At 73.0% G+C, this 19564-nt stretch carries 13 protein-coding genes; all 13 read right to left on the bottom strand.

Features of this window, described 5'->3' with window-relative positions; genetic code table 11:
• Positions 1 to 8: 8 nt before the first annotated feature.
• The 13 genes from fxsT to V2S66_RS13960 all read right to left on the bottom strand — a co-directional run bounded on the left by fxsT (position 9) and on the right by V2S66_RS13960 (position 19553).
• A complete protein-coding gene (fxsT, locus tag V2S66_RS14020; RefSeq protein WP_330795197.1) occupies positions 9 to 3038 on the bottom strand; it encodes an FxSxx-COOH system tetratricopeptide repeat protein in 3030 nt (1009 codons plus the stop codon).
• Between the two features lie 24 nt (positions 3039 to 3062).
• The gene (locus V2S66_RS14015) at positions 3063 to 4238 is read right to left on the bottom strand and encodes an FxsB family cyclophane-forming radical SAM/SPASM peptide maturase (RefSeq protein WP_330795195.1); all 1176 of its coding nucleotides are present in this window, start codon (positions 4236 to 4238) and stop codon (positions 3063 to 3065) included.
• Positions 4235 to 4408, bottom strand: coding sequence for a hypothetical protein (locus V2S66_RS14010; protein WP_330795193.1), 174 nt, complete (start codon positions 4406 to 4408; stop codon positions 4235 to 4237). Before V2S66_RS14010 ends, V2S66_RS14015 begins: the two co-directional genes overlap by 4 nt.
• A 274-nt stretch (positions 4409 to 4682) precedes the next feature.
• A complete protein-coding gene (locus V2S66_RS14005) occupies positions 4683 to 7070 on the bottom strand; it encodes an SAV_2336 N-terminal domain-related protein (RefSeq protein WP_330795191.1) in 2388 nt (795 codons plus the stop codon).
• 29 nt (positions 7071 to 7099) lie between these two features.
• The gene (locus V2S66_RS14000; RefSeq protein ID WP_330795189.1) at positions 7100 to 8149 is read right to left on the bottom strand and encodes an AAA family ATPase; all 1050 of its coding nucleotides are present in this window, start codon (positions 8147 to 8149) and stop codon (positions 7100 to 7102) included.
• Between the two features lie 6 nt (positions 8150 to 8155).
• Positions 8156 to 10072, bottom strand: a complete 1917-nt coding sequence (locus tag V2S66_RS13995) for a VMAP-C domain-containing protein (RefSeq protein ID WP_330795187.1) — start codon at positions 10070 to 10072, stop codon at positions 8156 to 8158.
• A 61-nt stretch (positions 10073 to 10133) separates the two neighbouring features.
• Positions 10134 to 10622, bottom strand: a complete 489-nt coding sequence (locus V2S66_RS13990) for a CU044_2847 family protein (protein ID WP_330795185.1) — start codon at positions 10620 to 10622, stop codon at positions 10134 to 10136.
• Between the two features lie 330 nt (positions 10623 to 10952).
• Complete coding sequence (locus V2S66_RS13985) at positions 10953 to 11942, bottom strand: GNAT family N-acetyltransferase (protein ID WP_330795184.1); 990 nt, start codon at positions 11940 to 11942, stop codon at positions 10953 to 10955.
• A 290-nt stretch (positions 11943 to 12232) separates the two neighbouring features.
• The gene (gene efeB, locus V2S66_RS13980) at positions 12233 to 13543 is read right to left on the bottom strand and encodes an iron uptake transporter deferrochelatase/peroxidase subunit (protein ID WP_413966389.1); all 1311 of its coding nucleotides are present in this window, start codon (positions 13541 to 13543) and stop codon (positions 12233 to 12235) included.
• 71 nt (positions 13544 to 13614) lie between these two features.
• Positions 13615 to 15675, bottom strand: a complete 2061-nt coding sequence (efeU, locus tag V2S66_RS13975) for an iron uptake transporter permease EfeU (RefSeq protein WP_330795182.1) — start codon at positions 15673 to 15675, stop codon at positions 13615 to 13617.
• A gap of 117 nt (positions 15676 to 15792) precedes the next feature.
• Positions 15793 to 16542: a phosphotransferase family protein gene (locus V2S66_RS13970; RefSeq protein WP_330795180.1), complete on the bottom strand. Its 750-nt coding sequence runs from the start codon at positions 16540 to 16542 to the stop codon at positions 15793 to 15795.
• Positions 16543 to 16609: 67 nt separating this feature from the next.
• The gene (locus V2S66_RS13965; RefSeq protein ID WP_330795178.1) at positions 16610 to 17824 is read right to left on the bottom strand and encodes a LacI family DNA-binding transcriptional regulator; all 1215 of its coding nucleotides are present in this window, start codon (positions 17822 to 17824) and stop codon (positions 16610 to 16612) included.
• Between the two features lie 64 nt (positions 17825 to 17888).
• The gene (locus tag V2S66_RS13960) at positions 17889 to 19553 is read right to left on the bottom strand and encodes a glycoside hydrolase family 13 protein (protein WP_330795176.1); all 1665 of its coding nucleotides are present in this window, start codon (positions 19551 to 19553) and stop codon (positions 17889 to 17891) included.
• Positions 19554 to 19564: the final 11 nt, after the last annotated feature.

Genomic DNA, 19564 nt, shown 5'->3' with positions numbered 1-19564 from the left:
CCCCCGGCTCACATGGGCGGCACGTCCACGTCGACCAAGACCCGGTCCTTGCGGGCTTCGGCCACCTGCGCGTCCGGGTGCTGCCTGCCCAGGGTGCGGGCGTACGCGTCCACCGTCTCCCGCCACTGGGCGTTGGCCCTCATCCGCTGAGCCGGGAGGTCGAGTGCGTCCAGGGTCGTCACACGGTTGGCCGCCCAGGCCAGGGCCCAGGGGTGATTGGCGCCCAGGCTTCGCAGGACCGGTCCCTGGAGCCGCTGCTCCTCCTCGTCGGCGAGCGTGAGCTCCTGGTTCTGCCAGCGGGCGGACGCGCGGTTGATCCGGGCCACCAGCGTATGCGGGTGGTCTTCGGGCAGAGCCGCTTCCAGGGTGGTCGCCGCCGCGTCGAACAGCGGGAAGGCGGCGAATCCGTCCGCCCGCGCCAGATGGACCAGGCCGAGCTTGTTCCGGCAGATGGCGGTGGCCGGGTGGTGCTCGCCGTTGACGGCGACGGACATCGCGACCGAGCGTTCACCGGTCTCCTGTGCCTCCTCGTAACGGCGCAGGCACCGCAGCGCCGAGGTCAGCTCGGCCAGTGCCATGATGCGGTCGGGATGTTCCGCGCCCAGCACCCGGCGCATCGGCTCGACGACCGTCTGCATGCTCCGCCACGCCGCGGTGAAGTCCCCGACGACGCGCTGGGCGGAGGCCAGGTGCACGGTGGCGAAGAGCGCGATGACGCTGTCCTGGCCGAAGAGCCTGCGGGAGCGCTGGAGCGTCTGCTCCTGCATCTCGACGGCCTGCCGGTACTCGCCGAGGTCCTGGTGCGCGCGCGCCATCCGGACGAGGGTGGACACCGTGGCCCGGTCTGCGTCCCCCCGCACCCGCCGCTGGTCCCGCCACAGCGCCTCGTCCTGCTCCAGCGCCTGCCGTGGCTCCCACAGCAGCAGGCTGGAGAGCGCCGCGTTGTTCCTGGCCATCAGCGACAGCCGGTCGGCCGGGCCGAAGGTGTCCACCGCCAGGTCCCGTGTGCGTTCGTCCACTTCACGGGCGTCGGCGAAGCGGCCGAGACGACGCAGGTCGCCGCCCAGGTTCAGGCCGACGCGCACCCGCGTCTCCGGACGGGCCTCTCGCAAGGCGCCGATCTGGTCCGACAGGCGGCGGTCGAGTTCGAGCGACTCCCGAGCCCGTCCCTGGTTGCGCAGGCAGTTGGCCAGTTCGAGGGTGGCCTCGTGGACATCGGTGTGCTTCTCGCCGAGCACCGGTGTCCAGGTGTCCAGCAGCGCGCGGGCGGCGTGCTCGCTGTGCGCGGACTCGCCCCAGATCATCAACGCGCGGATGACGTGCAGCATCAGCGAGCGAGTGGACTGGTCCTGCGCGCAGCGCAGGCACGACCAGGCCTGTGAGCTCTCCAGGTTGCGCCAGATGTCCAGCATCACGTGCCAGTCGGCGGCGGTACGGGCCGCGATGATGTCACGGTCGCGGAGCATCAGGTGGATCAGATGGCGGTAGACCGTCAGCTGCGGTTCCGGGATGCAGTGCTCGATCACGCGCTGCGGCACCCGGTGCATCTCGATGGTGGGTTCGTCCTCGCTGAGCCCCACCCGGGCCAGCGAGTGGCTGCGGATGATGTTGACGATCTCCCGTTCGGTGCTCGCGTTGTCCAGCATCCCCGGCAGGCTGGCCAGGTGTGGACTGGGCAGGTCCGCGCCGAGTCGGGGCAGGCTGCCGAACAGGCGTACCGGCAGCGGGGTGCTGGCCATCAGCGACAGCAGCTTGAGCAGTTCACCGGCCGCCGGGGAGGCGGCGGTCACGTCGTCGAGTGCGGCCACGAAGGTACGGTCGAGCGGCTGCGGGTATCCGGTGGGGCGGTAGCCGAACGGAGCCAGCGTGTTCTCCCGTACCCGGCGCAGGTAGGTCTCGATGGCCTGCGGGGACTCGCGCAGATGCGCTGCCGCGACCTCCATCGCGGCCGGCAGGCCGGCGCAGAACTCGGCCAGCGTCTCCAGTTCCTCGTCCGGGTGCTGCAGCCGGGCCTGGAGGTAGCGCAGGCTGGTGGCGCCGTCCATCGGCTCGATTCCCTGCGTCGCTGCCGTCCCGGCCCAGTTCTCGTCGGTGGAGGTGATGATCACATGCCCGGTGCGGCCGTGGAACCTCGGGAGCACGGCCTCGACGGAGTCCGGGGATCGGGCGTCGTCCACGATGATCAGCCAGCGCCGGCCCGCGGCGTCCTTGCGCAGCGCCTCGCGCGCCACCTCCAGGTCGGAGTGGAGCGCCTCGCCGGTGGGGAACCCCAGCTCCCCGCTGAGCGCCAGCAGGTCCTGCCGCGCCTGGGCGGACCTGGTGGCGCGGATGAACCAGACCGCTTCGTACTCGCTCTGGAACCGGTAGGCGTACTCCAGCGCGATCTGGGACTTTCCGACGCCGCCGAGACCGGTCAGCGCGACCGTGCCCGCGCCGGCCGGGGCTGACCACAACTGGTCGCGCAGCCGCTGCAGTTCACGCTCCCGCCCGGTGAAGAGAAAGTTGCGCTTGGGGATCCACGGACTCCAGACAGCCGGCTCGTCCGCGGGGAAACGGGTCCTGGCCCGACCCCACGCGGTGCGGGCGGCGACAGTGCGCCGCGGGGCCTTCCCGGTGAACGCCGGGACGACCCGCCCCAGGGCGGCCTGCTCGCCGACCTCGGACAGGTCGACGATCTTCTCCCGCAGCGAGACGGGCAGCAGCTCCGGGATCGAGGCCCGGTCCACCACCACCGGTACGAGGCGATGCAGAAGGTGCTCGCTGTCCTCCAGGGCGGCCCGCCATTCGGAGGCCGAGTACGCGGTGAGCGTCAGGAACGCCTGGCTGAGGATCACCGCACACCGGTCGGATGCGGCCAGCCCCTGGGCCACCGCACCGGCGAGATCCGAACCCACCGCGGTCCAGGAGAACAGGCGGGCCGACAGCCCGTGGTCTTCAAGGGTCTCAGCGATCCACGAGGCCCACGGCTCGTCCGCCTCGCAGTGGACGATGAGGACGGCGTGCGGACTCGCCGACGGCTCGTCAGGCACATTACTCACGAATTCCTCTTCGGCTGCTGGTGCTCAGTATGCGAGCTCATCCAATATCGTGTTGCGGATGTGGCTTATGAGATGGAACAGATCTGCGCAATAAGCAGAGGGATTGGCGAATCCGAATCCCGGGCGGTGCCGGTGCGCGTAGGCGCCGCCGCCGCACACGTCAACCACTGCGCACGAACGGCACTGCGAGCATAGTCCCGCAACTCCCGGGCGGCGGGCACGTATCCCGGGCGACGCGAGGAAGTCGGCGAAGTCGTTCACCGCGATGTCGAGTCCGGTGCGCGGCGCTCCGGGGAATGCCACCTTCATCGTGTCGTCGGACTCGATCGTACCGTCGGTTTCCACCGTGACGTATTCCACCGGGCCTGCCCCGATGGACGCGGTGCCGGTTCGCGCGCCCAATGCCACGGCGATGATCTCGTCGAAGACCCGAATGGACATGTCGCGCGGATTGCGCGGGAACCACGCGTCGAAGACGGTGGCCAGCCACGCCCCGAAGCGTGCGTCCTGCGGCGGCGGATCGGCCCACGTCCTGTGCGGGAGCAGGAAATCGACGGTCGGCGGGCGCCACGACTCCAGCGCCGCCAGCGTGCGGAGCGGATCAGCTGCCAGGTCCACCACGCACAGCAGCCCGACGAACAGATGCCGGTAGGCCGGTGAGGTCAGCCGGCGCAGACCGGCCGCCGCCGCCTCGTGGCTCCCCCTGCCGTCACGGAACACCCGGTGCCGGTCGTTGTCCGCCGCCTCACCGTCGATACTGACCGCCACCATCACACCGAGGCGGTCCAGTTCGTCCAGTACCGGGCCGGTCAGAAGCACTCCGTTGGTCTGCAGGACGAATCGCACCGTGGTGCTGTCGCCGACCTCGTCGCGTACGCCCGTGACCGCCCGGGCAATGGTGTCGATGCCCGCGAGGAGCGGCTCGCCCCCGTGCAGGACGACTTCCACCCAGGGCGGCCGGGTCCGCCGCACGTAGCTGCCGATCCGCGCCGCGGCCTGCGCCACGACACGGGGGCTCATCGCCGCCGGCTTGGTCCGCCAGCTCTGGTCGGCGGCCTCGTACACGTAGCAGTAGTCGCAGGCCAGGTTGCAGCGGCCGTGGATCTTCAGGACGAACTGCCGCAGACCGTACGACGACGGAGCGGCCGGCGCCTGCGCCGCTCCGGACGCTCCGGCTCCCCCGGCGGCGGACCGGGTCACGGCTCCAGCCCAGGGGGCGGGCTGACCAGGCAGGAAGCCCAGGTGACGACGCGGGCGGGGCCACCGGCCTGCTCGGCGCGGAGCCGGCGCAGGGCGTGGCCGAGCGCCGTCGGCGCCTCGTCGCGCCCTTCGAGCAGTGCGATCTCCGCCGCCCGGGTCGCCTTCCGCACGGCGCCAGGTCTGCGGTCCCCCGAGTCGTCCCCCCGCGCTCGCCCGACACGGTCCACAGCGGCCTCGGCCGCGCCCGACCCGTGCGCGGCGCGCCCGGCCGCGCGTTCGATGGTGCGTTCCACTGAGCGTCCCTCCCAGACTGGTGGCTGTCTCCGCGCCGCAACCTGGCGTGACCCTGTGCGGAACAGCCGTTTACCGGCCCAACGCCTATGGCCCGAATAGTCCAATTACCCCACCCACGAGACCCGGAATCCCGGGCCTGGTGATGTCGCGTCATCCGTCACCCTCGCCCTCCCGCGGTCCGAGCCCTTCCAGTGCCGAGATGAGGGGTCCGGTACGCGCCGATCGCCCGGTCCGCCGCAGAAACGTGATCCGGGCGGCCAGTGCGGTACGAACGGTGTCGCGGGTCCGCGGAGAGGCGGCCCCGGCCCGGCCGGCCACCGTGACCCACTGGCGGTCCGCCTCGTCGAGGTCCTCCGGCGTCCGGGTGTCGCGGCTGAGCAGGTCGAGGCTGCGCGCCAGTGTCAGCTCGGCCTCGAACCTCTCGCTTTCACCGAGTTCCCCGCGGTCCAGCACCGCGGCGAGGAGATCGACGGCCTCGAAGACCGACAGGCTGCTGCCGGACAGTTCGTAGTGCCGGAGCAGCACCCCGGCGAGGGCCGTCTGCCGCCGGGCCCGCGCTCCGTCCGCCGCATCGCCCGCGGTCAGCGCCGCACGGAAGGTGCGGACCGCGTCGTCCAGATACTCCGGCGACGCGGTCACCTCGTAACGGGCCGTGAGGCACTCGCCCAGCAGGCTCAGGCCCTCCGCGAGCCGCTCGCCGGACGTGATCTCGGCGGTGGTCGCCTCCCGCAGGAGGAAGACCGCCTCGTCGAGGTCGTCCAGTGCCGCGACCCCGCCGCCGGCCTCGGGGCGGGTGGCCTGAAAACGCAGCAGCAGCAGCTTTGCCAGCGCGCTGACGGTCTCCCAGCTCCGCGGACCGTCCGGGGCGAATCCTCCGCCGGCCTGCCGCAGGTTCCGGATGGCCTCGTCGATCTCCGCTCCCCGATCACCTGCTTCGACCCGGCGGGCGAGGTCCAGAGCGCGATCACGGAAGATGATCTCTGCCTGCTGCCGACTTCCGGAGCGGACGGTATCGTAGCCGGGCAGCCGGTCCAGGATCCTCCTGGTGGTTTCCGGCAGAATGTACGCGAACGGCTGACCTTCGGTCACGGAGTTGCCGGAGCCGGGACCCGGCAGCGCGATGATCGCCTCGAACTGCCGCGAGCCGGTCTGGATGCCGAGGTTGCGATCCAGGTACGAGGACAGCGCCGCGACCATCTCCGGTTCGTGTCCGCGGGTGACCAGCCGGCCCAGCTCCTCACGCACGCCCGGCATCCACTGGAACGACGGGGCCGCTCCACGAGCGCGCCCGGCCGCGTCCAGGTGCATCAGTCCGCCCGTGATCACCTCGGCCAGGTGGGCCGGCCGGGCCCCGGGCACGGTCACCGACACGGCCGCCTGCATCACGGGCATGCTCAGCGGCACCACGGACAGGGCCACCGCCACATCACAGGCCGTCATGCTCGCCGTCGCCCGGAATCGCTGCACGCGCTGACGTCCCGTCAGCTGAGGCTCCCGGGAGTCGTCGACCAACTCCACCGCCCGGCGCGGCGGCGCGGTGAGCACGATCATCTCCGCCGTCCGGGACGCGCCCGCGGCTAGGGCGGCCCACTCTGCCAGGGGCCCCCGTTCGGGCTCGAGCACCGGGACGGCCGGCCCCGCCCTGCCGGCGGCCGTGGTGCGTAATCGCATCCCCCCGGCCAGGGCCGGCACCGCTGCCACCTCCTCGGACCGCGGGCCCAGGGCGGTACGCCGCCACATGCGACTCGGCAACGGCTCGACCACGGCCACCGGGCAGCGGCCGGCCAGATCCAGCAGCGCGGCGGTTCCGGCGTCGCGCCACAGCCGGGACACCCCGTCGGTCACCACCAGCACGACCGACCGTCCCGAGGAGTCGCCTATCCGGCGCAGTGGACGCGGTCCCCGCCCCACGCTGCCGCGGGCCCGCAGGAGCGGAAGACCGTCGCGGGACTCCAGCCACCAGGCCCGGACGCGGCCGACCGCGTCGCTCCCCCGCAGGCCGGCCCGCAGGTCCGCGTCGAGACCTGTCCACATCTCCATCGAGACCGAGGTGTCGGTGACCACTTCGACGTCCATGCGGCGCGACCGCGCAGGCAGCGGCACCGGCCACAGGATGCCGGTCCTGGCCGCCGCCTCGACGGTACGCGCCTCGTCCAGGCCCGCGTTCGCCCGCGGCGCCGCGAGCGGGCGCCGCAGCGACCGCAGCGCCCTCGTCACGTCCCGGGCGACAGCACTCGGCGGCAGCGGGACCGGCACCGTTCCGGACGGCACGTCCGCGGTGCGCGAGCGGTCCCCCGGCGCCCGGCCGCGAGCGGTGAAGACCGGCACCCGGTCGCGGCCGTCCTGCGGCCTGCGCGGGGTGCGCGCCGTCCGCGGGAGGGCCGCGGACGGCGGGAGGGCGGGTGCGGTCGTGTCCCCGGCGGGCGCGGCGATCGGGGGCGGTTCCTCCTGGCCCAGGCCCCGCACATGCGAGGCGAGCCACAGCGCCTCCGCGATCTCCTGCTCGGTCAGCTCCAGCGGGGCCAGTGCGTCAAGCAACCGCTCCAGACGCCCCGACGGACCCCCGCTCACGGGCCCGGATCGAGGGGGGCAAGGATCGACTGTGCGAGTTCCCTGCGGTCCTCGACCCCCAGCCGGGCCGCACTGGCCAGGTACACGGCCCCCAGCAACTGATCCGTCGCCACCGTGCCGTCCTGCCGGCTGTCGAGGAACGCGTCGATCAGGTCATCGCTCTGCCTTGCCACCGCCGGGCCCAGATGAGCCGCGACGATCCCGGCAAGCCGCTCACGGGAGGGCTCCTCCAGCCGCAACCGAACGCAGCGCCGCAGGAACGCGGCCGGGTAGTCGTGCTCGGCGTTGTCGGTGATCACGACGATGGGGAAGGCCCGGCATCGCACACGGCCGTCCTGGACCGTCACCGGTTCGTCCCCGCCGGTCACTCCTACGTCGGTGCGCGGCCGCGACTGGCGCAGCCGCAGCAGCTCCGGCAGGGCGAACTCGCCGTTCTCGAAGACGTGCAGCAGGTCGTTGGGGAGATCCGAGTCGCCCTTGTCGAACTCGTCGATCAGCAGGACCCGCGGGCGCTCGTGCGGCAGAAGGGCGGTGCCCAGCGGGCCGAGCCGGATGTAGCGGCCGATGTCCGTGCCGGGCGTCGCAGGGCCACCACCCGGGGGGTCCGCGGCATCCGCCCCACCGCCACCGCCTCCATGGGCACGCAGCAGGTTGGCGTCCTCCAGCCTCGCCAGCGCGTCGTACGTGTAGAGGCCGTCCTGCACAGTGGAGCGGCTGGTGACCGGCCAGTGCAGCACCGAGCCGAGCCGCAACTCGTGCGCGACGGCGTGCGCGATGGTCGACTTGCCCGTGCCCGGACTGCCGGAGACAAGCAGCGGACGGCGCCAGTAGATCGCCGCGTTGATCAAGTCGATGTCCTTGGCGGACAGCAGCAGTGCCTGCCCCTGGGTGGGCGAGCCCAGGTGCTGCTCGGTCGCCCGCGCGGTGCCGAACTGCGGCTCGATCGGAGGTCCGCCGTCGAAGAGCCGGGAGTGCAGGGGCGCGGGTAACCGGGCGACGCCGTCGTGCGGCTCGCCGTCACCCCTGAAGATCCACCAGTCGGCCACGCCGCCTCAGCTCCTCGGGGCCGTCGGTTCGTGGAGCTCGCCGTCATCGCACGCCTGCGCGGGGTCGTCCCAGAACAGCACCACCCGGTCGGCCACCGGGGCGGTGCCGCTGCGGCGCAACGCCATCATGCGCCGTGGAAGTTCGGCCAGCGGAGCGGCGCCGAGCACGTCGTGGAACTGCTCACGGAAGTTCTGCCCCGAGCATCTGCTGCCCGCCGCGTGCGGACTGTCGTGGTCCACTCCGCATCCCCCCGTAGGCCAGATCAGCGCCGGAAGACCCAGGGTGACGCCCGCGCGGATCAACCTGTCGGTGCGCCGGAAGCGCGCCCCAGGCGGATTGGTGACGCCCAGCATGTCGTACCTCGCTCCTTCCCGCTCCAGGTCCTCGCCGTCCGCGCCGGTCTGCAGCAGCCAGGCTGGTCCGGCGTCCTCGCACATCACCCAGTGGATGGGCAGGTCCGGCCGGTGCGCGCTGCGCTGCCACCGGGTCCGCAGCGCGGCCCTGCTCCGCTGGTAGTCCGGCTGCTGCCAGCGCTCCTGCGCACGGACCACCACGGGAAGCCGGTGCCCGATGGGTATCGACTCCCGGTTCTCCGTGGTCGGCCACGCGTGCACGGGCAGATCCTGCAGGTCCATCGGCAGGATCAGGTCGAGCAGGACGGTCTCGGTGCCGCGCAGCCCGGCGATGAACCGCTGCAACTCCTCGCGCAGCAGCCGCCACAGCGCGGCGGTCTGCAAGGGCTTCTCGCTCACCAGAACCGGGGTCACCTGGCCGTCGGGGTAGTGCAGCCTGATGCTCAACTCCCACCCGCGCCGCGGGCGCAGATCCGGCTGCACGTGGACGCGCAGCACCGGGTCTGCACGGTCCGGGGCGGTGACCGTCCGTCGCTCCCGCTGGTGGCGGTACGCCCGCAGGAGGGTGGTCTGCCCCAGTTCGTCGGCACACCTCTCCGCCCACTGGGCGGCCGAGCGGACCCAGTCGGCGCCGAGCCGGTCTCCGAAGGCCACGGACAACTCCTCCACCAACCGCAGCGCGTCGTGGAGATACGTCGCCGACGGCGACACCAGACCGGCCAGCAGCTGGGCCGCCCTCCGCAGAGGCACCTGCGCGCCCGGCTGCACGTACACACGGAGCAGCGGGCCCACCACGTCGTCGATCTCCCCCGGCGGGATCTGGGACCGCACGTCCGCGATCAGGCCGAGCAGCGCTGCTTCCAGCAGGGGCCGTGCGCGCACCTCACCGGCCCATTCGGCCTGGACCCCTCCCCGGCCCGCGGCGGCGGGCCAGGCCCGGTCCCTGGCGTGGAAACGGTCGTGCGCGGACATCAGCGCTTCGTAGACCTCGGGTTCGAGCGCCCGCGACAACCACGTGACCAGAGGGATCGCATAGCCGCCGAGCCCGTCGTCCTCGGCTCTCGCGGCCTTGAGCACGGCAACGACCCGGCCGGTGTCCGGATCCCACACCATGCTGCCGGAGCGGTACAACGGCACGCTCTCCCCTGCGAGTTCCACGACCTCCAGCCGACCGTCCGGGGCCTGCCGGATGCCGCCTCCGGTGTAGGCGCGCGAACCGACCGTGGGGACGGTGGAGATACCCTTCATGTCGAATCCGCAGCTCATGAGCTTTCCCGTGTCCCAGGTACGAGGGCCGGGAGCGGTGTCCAGCCAGGCGACCTGCACGTCGCCCGCGGCCGGCACGTCCAGCAACGCCAGGTCGGGCAGGGGCCACGGCGGGTCACCGCCGGAGGCGTCGCGGCCCGGCTGCGACGCGGTGATCACGGTCGCCGGCAGACTTCGGTCCCCGACCCGGACCCGCAGCCGCTCCAGGCCCCCCACCACGTGCGCGCAGGTCAGCACCTTGCCGGGCGCGACGAAGAATCCCGAGCCGAGCAACTGCCCGTATGCGTCCTCCTCGTCGGTCATCAGGGGGACGCTCGCTGCCATCGCGCGGGCCTGCACGTCGTCCCCGAGGGAACCTGGCGCGCTAGAGGTCATCCGCCCTCCCGTCGGAGCCGCCGGCGCTGACGCCGCCATCGCTCGCTCCGACGGCGTCCGCCGGGCCCTCGGCGTCTGCGGGGACGGTGTCGCCCGCTGTCGTTCCCGTGGTGGAGGAGTGGTGCTCCCAGCCGATGGTGACCCGGATGGACGACGTCGCGTGCACGTCGGCGAGCATGCTGACCAGTTCCCCGGAGGCGAACTCGACGTCCAATCCGAATTCGATCTCGACGGTGTCCGGAGCGATGGACTGCAGCCCCCGGTGCACGCTACGGGCGATGCCGTGGATGGCCTCGGTGAATCCGGTCAGCGGAACGGGGGCGTCCGGGTCCGCGCGGCGCCGGAGCCGGTCGGTGAGGCCACCGGTGTCCCGGGCGAGACCGCTGCCGTCGCCGCCCCGCGGGACCGCCACCCTCACCCAGATCGTCTCGCCGGTGGGTAACTCCGCTTTGACGAAATCCCGACGCGACTCGTTCATGGCCCCCCCAGGCGAATGCCGTCCCGATCGGGCTCCAACATACAAGGGCCGCGCCACCCGTGGGAACGGATTCGCCGCTTCTGCGGGGGCGGGCGCCGGCCTGGTCGAACCGGGACCAGCCCCGGACTCCTACGTGCCGGCCGCCTCGTCCTCCACCGCGCGAGCCGGACGCACCGCGCGAGCTGGACCCACCGCGCTATCGGGTGAGCGCGGCGAGACGGGCGTCCAGCGGCTGGACGTATCCGGGCAGGGCTTCCCGGAGATCCCACCAGGCGACGGCCGCGATCTCCTCGCCGGCTGCGGGAAGCCGTCCGGTAGACGTGCGGCCGCTCAGTCGGCGATCAGCACCCCGAGCACGGCGAGCCAGCACACCGCCACCAGCACGGGCAGGAGGACCATGATCGCGCCGGTCGGCGAGACCTTGAGATAGGCGGAGCCGGGGTCTTCGGTGCGGCGGTTCACTATCCGCTCGCCGCCGTGCCAGGCCATGTACTCCTCGAGCTCGATCACCGCCTCCTTGCGCGCCAGCAGGTACTGGCGGCCGAAGCGCAGCATCAGTGAGAAGCCGAGCGACACCCCGACGCCGATGATCGCGACGATGATCGACAGCCCCTTGCCCAGGGTGCCGCCCGCGCCCTCCTTGCCGAGGAAGAAGGCGGTGGCCGCGGCGAGGCCCGCGGTGATGTAGAAGAAGTTGTTCAGCTTCTGCCAGTTGAGGTTGTCCTCGTGCTTGTAGAGGTCCACCGCGACCTGGTACTGGGCATGCAGAATCGGCTCGCGCGGTTTGCGCCACACCCACACCACCCGGGGCATCCCGTCGGGCGGGGTCAGCCGGGTCAGCTGCTGGAAGCCGAGCTTGCGGTGGAAGCGCGCGGACGCGTCGTTGGGGGGCTCGTTGACCACGGCGGCGATCACAGGACTCTCGTCCCACTGATCGAGGACGTGGTAGTAGAGCATCGAGGCCAACCCGGTCCGCGCCTCCTCCCGGGCCACACAGATCTGCTTGACCACCAGGAAGCTGCCGAGCGCCGTCTTGATCCGGCGGTTCAGCCATTCGTCCGGCTCGACCCGGTCGGAGCTGTAGGCCATCAGGAACGCCGACACCCGCCCGCCCTTGACCGCGACATAGAAGTGCTCGGCGGTCTCCACCCGGGCGCGGTAGTCGGCCTCCGCGTACGCCGAGACCAGAAAGCCGCCCGCCACCCGCCTGCGGGCGCCGTCCGGCCCGGTCAGACTCCGTGACTCGGCGAGCCGGGCGATCTGCTCCACGTGTTCCTCGCCCGCCCGCGCGATCTCGACCCGCGGTGGTACCCCGGCCATGTGCGTCCCCCTGCCCTCGGCGCGCCGAACATACCGTCCGGGCCGCCCGCCGCACCACGGTGCCTCGTGAGCGGGCGTCAGCCGGACGGCCGACGCCGCGGCCGTGAACGAAGCGCCGGCCGTCTGGAACCGCTTCGCGCCGTCGACGCGATGGTGCGCCGCCGCGGAGCGCCCGGCACGCCCCGGCACACCGCGCTGCGCCGGCTCGTCGGCTGGACGCCCGCCGGCCGCCGCCGGCTCCAGGGGGAGGAGACCGCCCCGCGGCTGCGTCATCGCGCCGGGCGCCCGCCTCACACCGCCGCCAGCAGGCCCCGGCCGTAGTGGTCCGCGGCGTCGCGCACGCCGGGCAGGGTGAAGAAGTAGCCGCCGCCGGTCGGGGAGATGTAGTCGACCAGCGGTTCGTCGATCAGGCGGGTCTGGGTGGCCTCGAACTGCCGTACCACGTCCTGCTGGTAGCAGCAGAAGACCAGGCCGAGGTCGAGGTTGCCGACCGCGTCGACGCCGCGGTCGTAGTTGTAGCCGCGGCGCAGGATGCGGGAGTCGTCGGTCCTGGCGGTGCGCGGGTTGGCCAGCCGGATGTGCGCGTCCAGCGGGATCGCCTCGCCGTGCGGGTCCCTGGCGTAGTCCGGCGCGTCGGTCTCCGCCGCGCCGTCCAGCGGGGCGCCGGTGTCCTTGCGGCGGCCGAACATCTTCTCCTGCTCGGTCAGCGAGACCCGGTCCCAGAACTCCACCAGCATCCGGATGATCCTGATCACCTGGTAGCTGCCGCCGGTGGCCCAGGCCGGCTCGCCGAGCGCGTCGGTGACCCACACCAGGCGGTCCATCTCGCGGCCCGAGCCGACGTCGGGGTTGACGATCCCGTCCTTGAAGCCGAGCAGGTTGCGCTGCGCTCCGATGGGCCGCGGGGCGTTCTGGAAGCCGTCGATCCGCCACTTGATCTGCATGCCGCCGCGGGTGTGCCGGGCGATGTCGCGCAGCGCGTGCAGCACGGTGTCGGTGCTGCCGGCGCAGATCTGCAGGCTCAGGTCGCCGTGGCACTCGGGCGCCCGCAGGTTGTCGTTGGGGAAGGTGCGCATCGGCGCGAGGCGCCGCGGCTTGGCGGCGGCCAGTCCGTACCGGTCGTCGAAGAGCGAGGCCCCGACGCCGACCGTCACCGTCAGCGCGTCGGCGGGCACGACCGGGCCGAGGATGCCGTTGTCTGACGGCGGGGCGCCGACGCCGAGGTCGACGGGGGCGCCGCCGGCGGTGAGGAACCGGACCCGCTCGGTCAGGGTCTTGAACAGGTCGGCGAGTTCGGCCCTGGTGTCGGCGATGACGTCGAAGGAGACGAAGGTCGCGGCGGCGGGAGGCGCGGTCGTGACGCCCGCCTGGTGCGCGCCGTGGAAGCGCACCGCCGGGGCCTGTCCGGGCGCCGCGCTGTCCGACGCCTGCGCCGCGCCGCCGCCGGCCGCGCTGGTGAGGGCGAAGCCGCCGCCGGCCAGTGCGGCCGCGCCGGCGCCCGCCCCGAGGGCGCTCTTCACGAACGACCTGCGGCCGTGGCCCATCGGGCAACTGCCCTGCGCGCTGCGGGGGTCTTCGGCGCGGGGGAGGTCGGCGGGCATGGGCGGGGTCCCTTCGGTGTGCTGCGGTGCGGCGGGTGTGCGGGGGTACGGGGCCTGGTCGCGGGTGCTCATCAGGCGGACTTCCGGATCTCGAGCAGGTCGGGGATCGGCGCGAGGTCCTCCAGCAGTTGTCCCGCGGCGCCGTCGATCCTGGCCCTGTCGGTCGCGCCGAGGGCGCCGACCGGCGTCCAGGCGGCGCCCCTGTGCGCGCCGTCCAGCAGGCGTCCCAGGCGGGCGGCGTCGGCGTCGATCGCGGCCAGTTGCCGCGGCGCGCGCCGGTCGATCAGCGGGCGCAGCACGGTGAGCAGTTCGCGGGTGCCGGCGAGGTTGGCCTGCGCGGTGGCCAGGTTGCTGCCGCTGCCCTCGTCGGTGTCGCCGGTCAGCTCGAACTGGAGGGTGTTCTCGAGGATCTCGTGGCTGCGCAGCGGCAGGTCCGAGGGGTCGAAGTCCTGGGTGGGGAACGCCTTGCGCAGTCCGGTCACGTCGCGTGCCAGCCGGTCGGCCCAGGGCCGCAGGGCGGCCGCGGACCCGCCGTGCCACAGGCCGTACTCGATCCGGTGGAAGCCGGTGAAGCCCGGGTCGCGCACGCCGCCGGGCAGGCCGTCCGCGCGGCCGTCGATCCGGCTGTCGAAGTCGGCGAAGGTGCCGTAGGCGGCCCCCAGCGAGGAGTAGGTCAGGTGGGCGGTGAGCCAGTCGGTGCGGGCCGCGGCCAGGTCGCCCCTGTCCAGGTCGGAGCGCAGCCGGGCGGTCTGCCCCTGGAGGGTGCCCAGGCCCCGGTCGACGTAGGAGCGGTAGGCGGCGAGCGGCGGCTCCAGTTCGGACGCGGCGAGCGGCAGCACCGCCCGGGTGGCGCCACCGCCGCTGACCCGTACGGGCGCGGAGGTGACCGCCTTGCCGCCGGTGGGCACGCAGCGCCAGGCGTACGTGCCGTCGCCGACGCTGGCGACCAGGTCCCGGGTGGTGCCGGGGGCCAGGCCCTCGATCTCGCCGTAGACGGCGTTGGTGGCCGGGTCGATCAGGTACACCTCGGACGCCTTGCCGCCCGTGTTGTGCATCTGGAAGGTCCTGCGGCCGGGCGCGGGCGCGGTGAACCCCTTGCCGCAGTCGGTCTCGGAGACGGCGACGGTCTGCGCGCCGGCGGGCTTGCCGCCGCTGAAGGCGACGACCAGGCCGGCTGTGAGCGCGGGCACCGCGACCGCCGCGGCCGGCAGGACCCAGCCGGGGCGCTGCCAGGCTCGGCGGCGCGCGGCGTCTGGCGCCCCCTCGTGCGCCGCGGTCGTCGCCGCGGTCTGCGGCGCGGCCTTCGGCGCGGTGGCGGCGGGACCGCGGACGCCGCGGACGAAGAGCGTCATGACGACGGCGAGGTAGCAGCCGTACGCGGCGACCTGCAGCCAGGTCATGGCCGGGGTCAGGTTGAGCACGCCCTGCAGCAGCGCCGCGTACCAGGAGCCGGCGTCGACGTGCGCGCCCAGGTCGAAGGCGTACGCGGTCCTGCCGGGGAAGGTGCCACCTTCCTGGAGGTCGCGCAGGCCGTAGCCGAGGACGCCTGCCGCGATGACGATGAGCACGATGCCGGTGACGGTGAAGAAGCGCGTCAGGTTGATCCGCAGGACCCGGCGGTACAGGCCCCAGCACAGGGCCGCCGCGAGCACCAGGCCGACGGCGGCGCCGATCAGCGGTCCTGAGGACTCCCCCGCGGCGCGTCCCGTCGTCCACAGGAACAGCGCGGTCTCCAGGCCCTCGCGGCCGACCGCGAGGAAGGAGGTCAGCACGAGCATCCCGCCGCCCATGGCGAGGGCGGCGGTGACCTTCTGCTTGATCTCGCCCGACATGCTCCGCGCCGAGCGCCGCATCCAGAAGACCATCGCGGTCACGAAGGCCACCGCGATCACGCTCAGCGTGCCGCTGAACGACTCCTGCGCGGTGGCGGAGAGGTTGGCGGCGGTGAAGGTGAGCACCGCGCCGAAGCTCATGGAGACCGCGACGGCCGCCAGGACGCCCGTCCACACCTGCGGCAGCCGCGACCTGGCGTCGGCGCGGACCAGGGTGGCGACCAGGATGGAGACGACGAGTCCCGCCTCGAGCCCTTCCCTGAGGCCGATCAGAAAGCTCGGAAACGCGTCGTCCCACATGTGCCCGGCTCTTCTCTCTGCACGACGTCACTTAGCGAAGGCATACCTTAGTGAAGGTCTACAGAGTTGTCGACGCCGGGGCGCCTCGACGCTCGCCGGGAGACGGCCGGCGCGGCCTCACATCCGGGATCTCAGCACGTCGACCTCACACCCCGGGGCGAACGGGTCGAAGCCGTGCTCGGCCAGCCAGCGGACCACCAGCAGGCTCCGCAGCGACCACCACCCGCGGATCACGTCGGGGTCGACACCGTCCCCGTAGCCGGAGACGACCTCCCCGAGGCGCTCCTCGTGTCCGAGGGTCAGGACCGCGAGGTCGAACAGGGCGTCGCCCCGGCCCGCCTCGGACCAGTCGATGATGCCGGTGACCTCGTCCTCCGCGCCGACGAACACGTGGGTGATCTGCAGGTCGCCGTGCGTGAACACCGGCGTCCACGGCCGGAGCGCGGCCTCGGCGACCCGGCGGTTGCGGGCGACCAGGTCGGCGGGCAGGACGCCGTGGTCCACGAGCCGGGCGCACTCGCCGTCGAGATCCGCCGCCAACTCGTCCAGGCCCCGGCCGGCTTGGCCCGTCCGGGACGGCAACGGCGCCTCGTGCAGTGTCCGGACGGCGGCGCCCGCCGCGGCCCACGCCGCCGCCGACGCGGTCGACGGCTCGCCGAGACGGCCGAGCGCCGTCCCCGGGACCGCGGCGATCGCCAGCACGGGCGGCCTGCGCCACAGGACCTGCGGGGTCGGGACCGGCGCCAGGGCCATCGCCTCGACCTCGACGTCGATGCGCGCCTGGTCGGCGTCCACCTTCAGGAACACGTCGCCGAGGCGCAGGGTCGCGCGCTCGGCATGGGCGACGACGACTTCGACCTCATCCATGGGCGACCACTATCCCGGGGACGGCCGTCCCCGTCGCCGGGTTTTCGGCCGCCGCGGCACGGTCGGTTCAGCCGGCAGGTCGGTCGGCGCCGACGGCGCGCAGGCCCACGGGGGGCTGCGCGGTGCGGGAGCGGGCGGGTGCGGTGGAGTGTCGGACGACGAGTTCGGGTTCGTGGAGGAGTTCTTTGGGGGTGGGGTTGGTGCCGTGGATCTGGTTGGCGAGGAGGGTGACGGCGGCGCGGGACATGGCTTCGATGGGTTGGCGCAGGGTGGTGAGGGGTGGGTCGGTGTAGTTCATGAAGGCGGAGTCGTCGTAGCCGACGACGGACAGGTCGTGGGGGACGGTGAGTCCTTGGCGGCGTGCGGCTCGGATGGCGCCGAGGGCGAGGATGTCGCTGCCGCAGATGAGGGCGGTGATGCCGGTGGTGAGGAGTTCGGTGGCGACGGCTTGGCCGCCTTCGAAGGAGAAGAGGGCGTGGCCGATGGGGTGGGTGCTGGTTCCCGTGCCGGTCGCGGTGCTGGTGCCGGTGGTGGTGGTGCCGGTGGTGGTGTGGCGGGCGAGGGTGGTGAAGGCGGCGGCTTTGCGGCGGGAGGGGGTGTGGTCGGCGGGGCCGACCATGAGGCCGATGCGGGTGTGGCCCAGTGAGGTCAGGTGGGCGTAGGCCTGCTGGACCGCGGCCACGTCATCGGTCGACACCTGGGGAAAACCCGGGGTGCGGAAGCTCCGCTGGTCGGGCCGGCGCCCGGCGAGCCGGCCCGGGGTGCGGCCCGGGTCCCAGACGCCCTGCTCCGGCGCGGCCGCGGCCGACCGGTCGGCGAACTGCCCCGCCTGGACGGCGGCGTAGTCGACGGCTGCGTTGAGCAGCACGACGGGTACGCCGCGCTGGAGCAGCGTGCCGTACTCGTCGGTGCTCAGTCCGCCGCAGAAGATGACGCCGGAGACCTGCTGGTCCAGGAGCATCGTGACGTACTCCGCCTCGGTGAGGCCGCCCGCGGTGCGCGTGCAGAGCACCGGGGTGAAGCCGAGCTGGACCAGCGCGCCGCCGGCGACCTCGGCCAGCGCGGGGAAGATCGGGTTCTGCAACTCGGGCAGCACCAGGCCGACCAACCGCGCCCGCACCCCCCGCAGTTGCGTGGGCCGCTCGTAACCCAGCACGTCAAGTGCCGTCAGCACCGCCTGCCGGGTGCTGTCCGACACCCCCGGCTTGCCGTTCAGCACCCGGCTCACCGTCGCCTCGCTGACGCCCACCCGCTTGGCCACTTCCGCCAGTCTCCGAGTCATGGCTCGCCGTCCGCTCCCTAGCCCGATGTCTTCTTCTGCTTCTCCGCGGCGGCCGCCGCGCCGCTCAGCGCTGCCGCAGCCACGCTGTCGTGTCGGCCGGCAGCTCGCCGGCGGCCGCTCCGGCGCCGGGGTCGGGGTCGCTGACGAAGACGACGTCCGCGCCGGCCGGCAGCGGCACCGCGGCGCCGGAGAGGTTCGCCAGGCAGAAGAAGCCGTCACCGCGGGCGAAGCCCAGGACGCCGGGAGCGTTTCCGGGCAGCCAGCGGAAGTCCTCGCCGCCCAGGCCGGGTTCGCCGCGGCGCAGGCGCAGGGCGTCGCGGTAGAAGGTGAGCATGGAGCCGGGCTCCCCGTCCTGGGCCTGCGCGGTGTGCGCGGCCCACTGCGGCGGCTGGGGCAGCCACGGCGGCGCGGAGGCGTCCGCGGGGCTGAACCCGAACGGCGGCTCATCGCCCGACCAGGGCAGCGGCACCCGGCAGCCGTCCCGGCCGATGTCCGTGCCGCCGGTGCGGTGGAAGATCGGGTCCTGACGGAGCGCGTCGGGGATGTCCTCGACCTCCCACAGGCCGAGCTCCTCGCCCTGGTAGAGGTAGACGGCGCCGGGCAGCGCCAGGTCGAGCAGCAGCGCGGCCCGCGCCCTGCGGGCGCCCAGCTCCAGGTCGGTGGGGGCGTTGTGCTGTCGCAGCGACAGCCCGAAGGAGGTGTCGGCCCGGCCGTAGCGGGTGACGTGCCGGGTGACGTCGTGGTTGGAGAGCACCCAGGTGGCGGGCGCCCCGACGGAGGCGTGCGCGGCCAGCGTCTCGTCGATGACGCGGCGCAGGGCCGCGGCGTCCCAGGGGCAGTTGAGGTAGTCGAAGTTGAAGGCGCTGTGCATCTCGTCGGGCCGCAGGTAGTGCGCGAACCGCTCCGGGTCGGCGAGCCACACCTCGCCGATCAGCGCCCGCGGCCGGGGGTAGCTGTCAGCGACCGCGCGCCAGGCGCGGTAGATCTCGTGCACCTCGTCGCGGTCGATGTACGGGTGCGGCGCCGGCGGCGCGTCCGGGGCGAAGTCGGGCAGGTCGGGGTCCTTGGCGGGCATCGTCGCGGAGTCGATCCGCACCCCGTCGGCGCCGCGGTCGAACCAGAAGCGCAGGACGCTCTCGTGCTCCTCGCGGACCTTGGCGTTGTTCCAGTTCAGGTCGGGCTGCTCGGGAGCGAACAGGTGCAGGTACCACTCGCCGGGGGTGCCGTCCGGGTTGCGCGTACGGGTCCAGGCCGGTCCTCCGAACACCGACTGCCAGTCGTTCGGGGGCAGTGCGCCGTCCGGGCCGCGGCCGGCGCGGAACCAGAACAGGTCGCGGACCTCGGCGCCGGGGCGCGCGGCCAGCGCCTCCTGGAACCAGGCGTGCCGGTCGGAGACGTGGTTCGGCACCACGTCGACGATGATCTTCAAGCCCAGCGCGTGGGCCTCGGCGATGAGCGCCTCGGCCTGCTCCAGGGTGCCGAAGGCGGGGTCGATACGGCGGTAGTCGGCGACGTCGTATCCGGCGTCGGCCTGCGGGGAGGCGTACCAGGGGCTGAACCACAGGGCGCTCACGCCGAGGTCGGCCAGATAGGGCAGGCGGTCACGGACGCCGGTCAGGTCGCCGATCCCGTCGCCGTCGCCGTCGGCGAAGGAGCGCGGGTAGACCTGGTAGATGACGGCGTCACGCCACCATGCGGCGTGTTCGGCTGCGACGTGCTGATCGGCCACGGGGGCGGGCT

The organism is Actinacidiphila polyblastidii (genome assembly GCF_036353415.1).
Lineage (GTDB): Bacteria > Actinomycetota > Actinomycetes > Streptomycetales > Streptomycetaceae > Actinacidiphila > Actinacidiphila polyblastidii.
The sequence above is the reverse complement of the archived record's forward strand: the minus strand, read 5'-3'. Positions and strand labels throughout refer to the sequence as shown.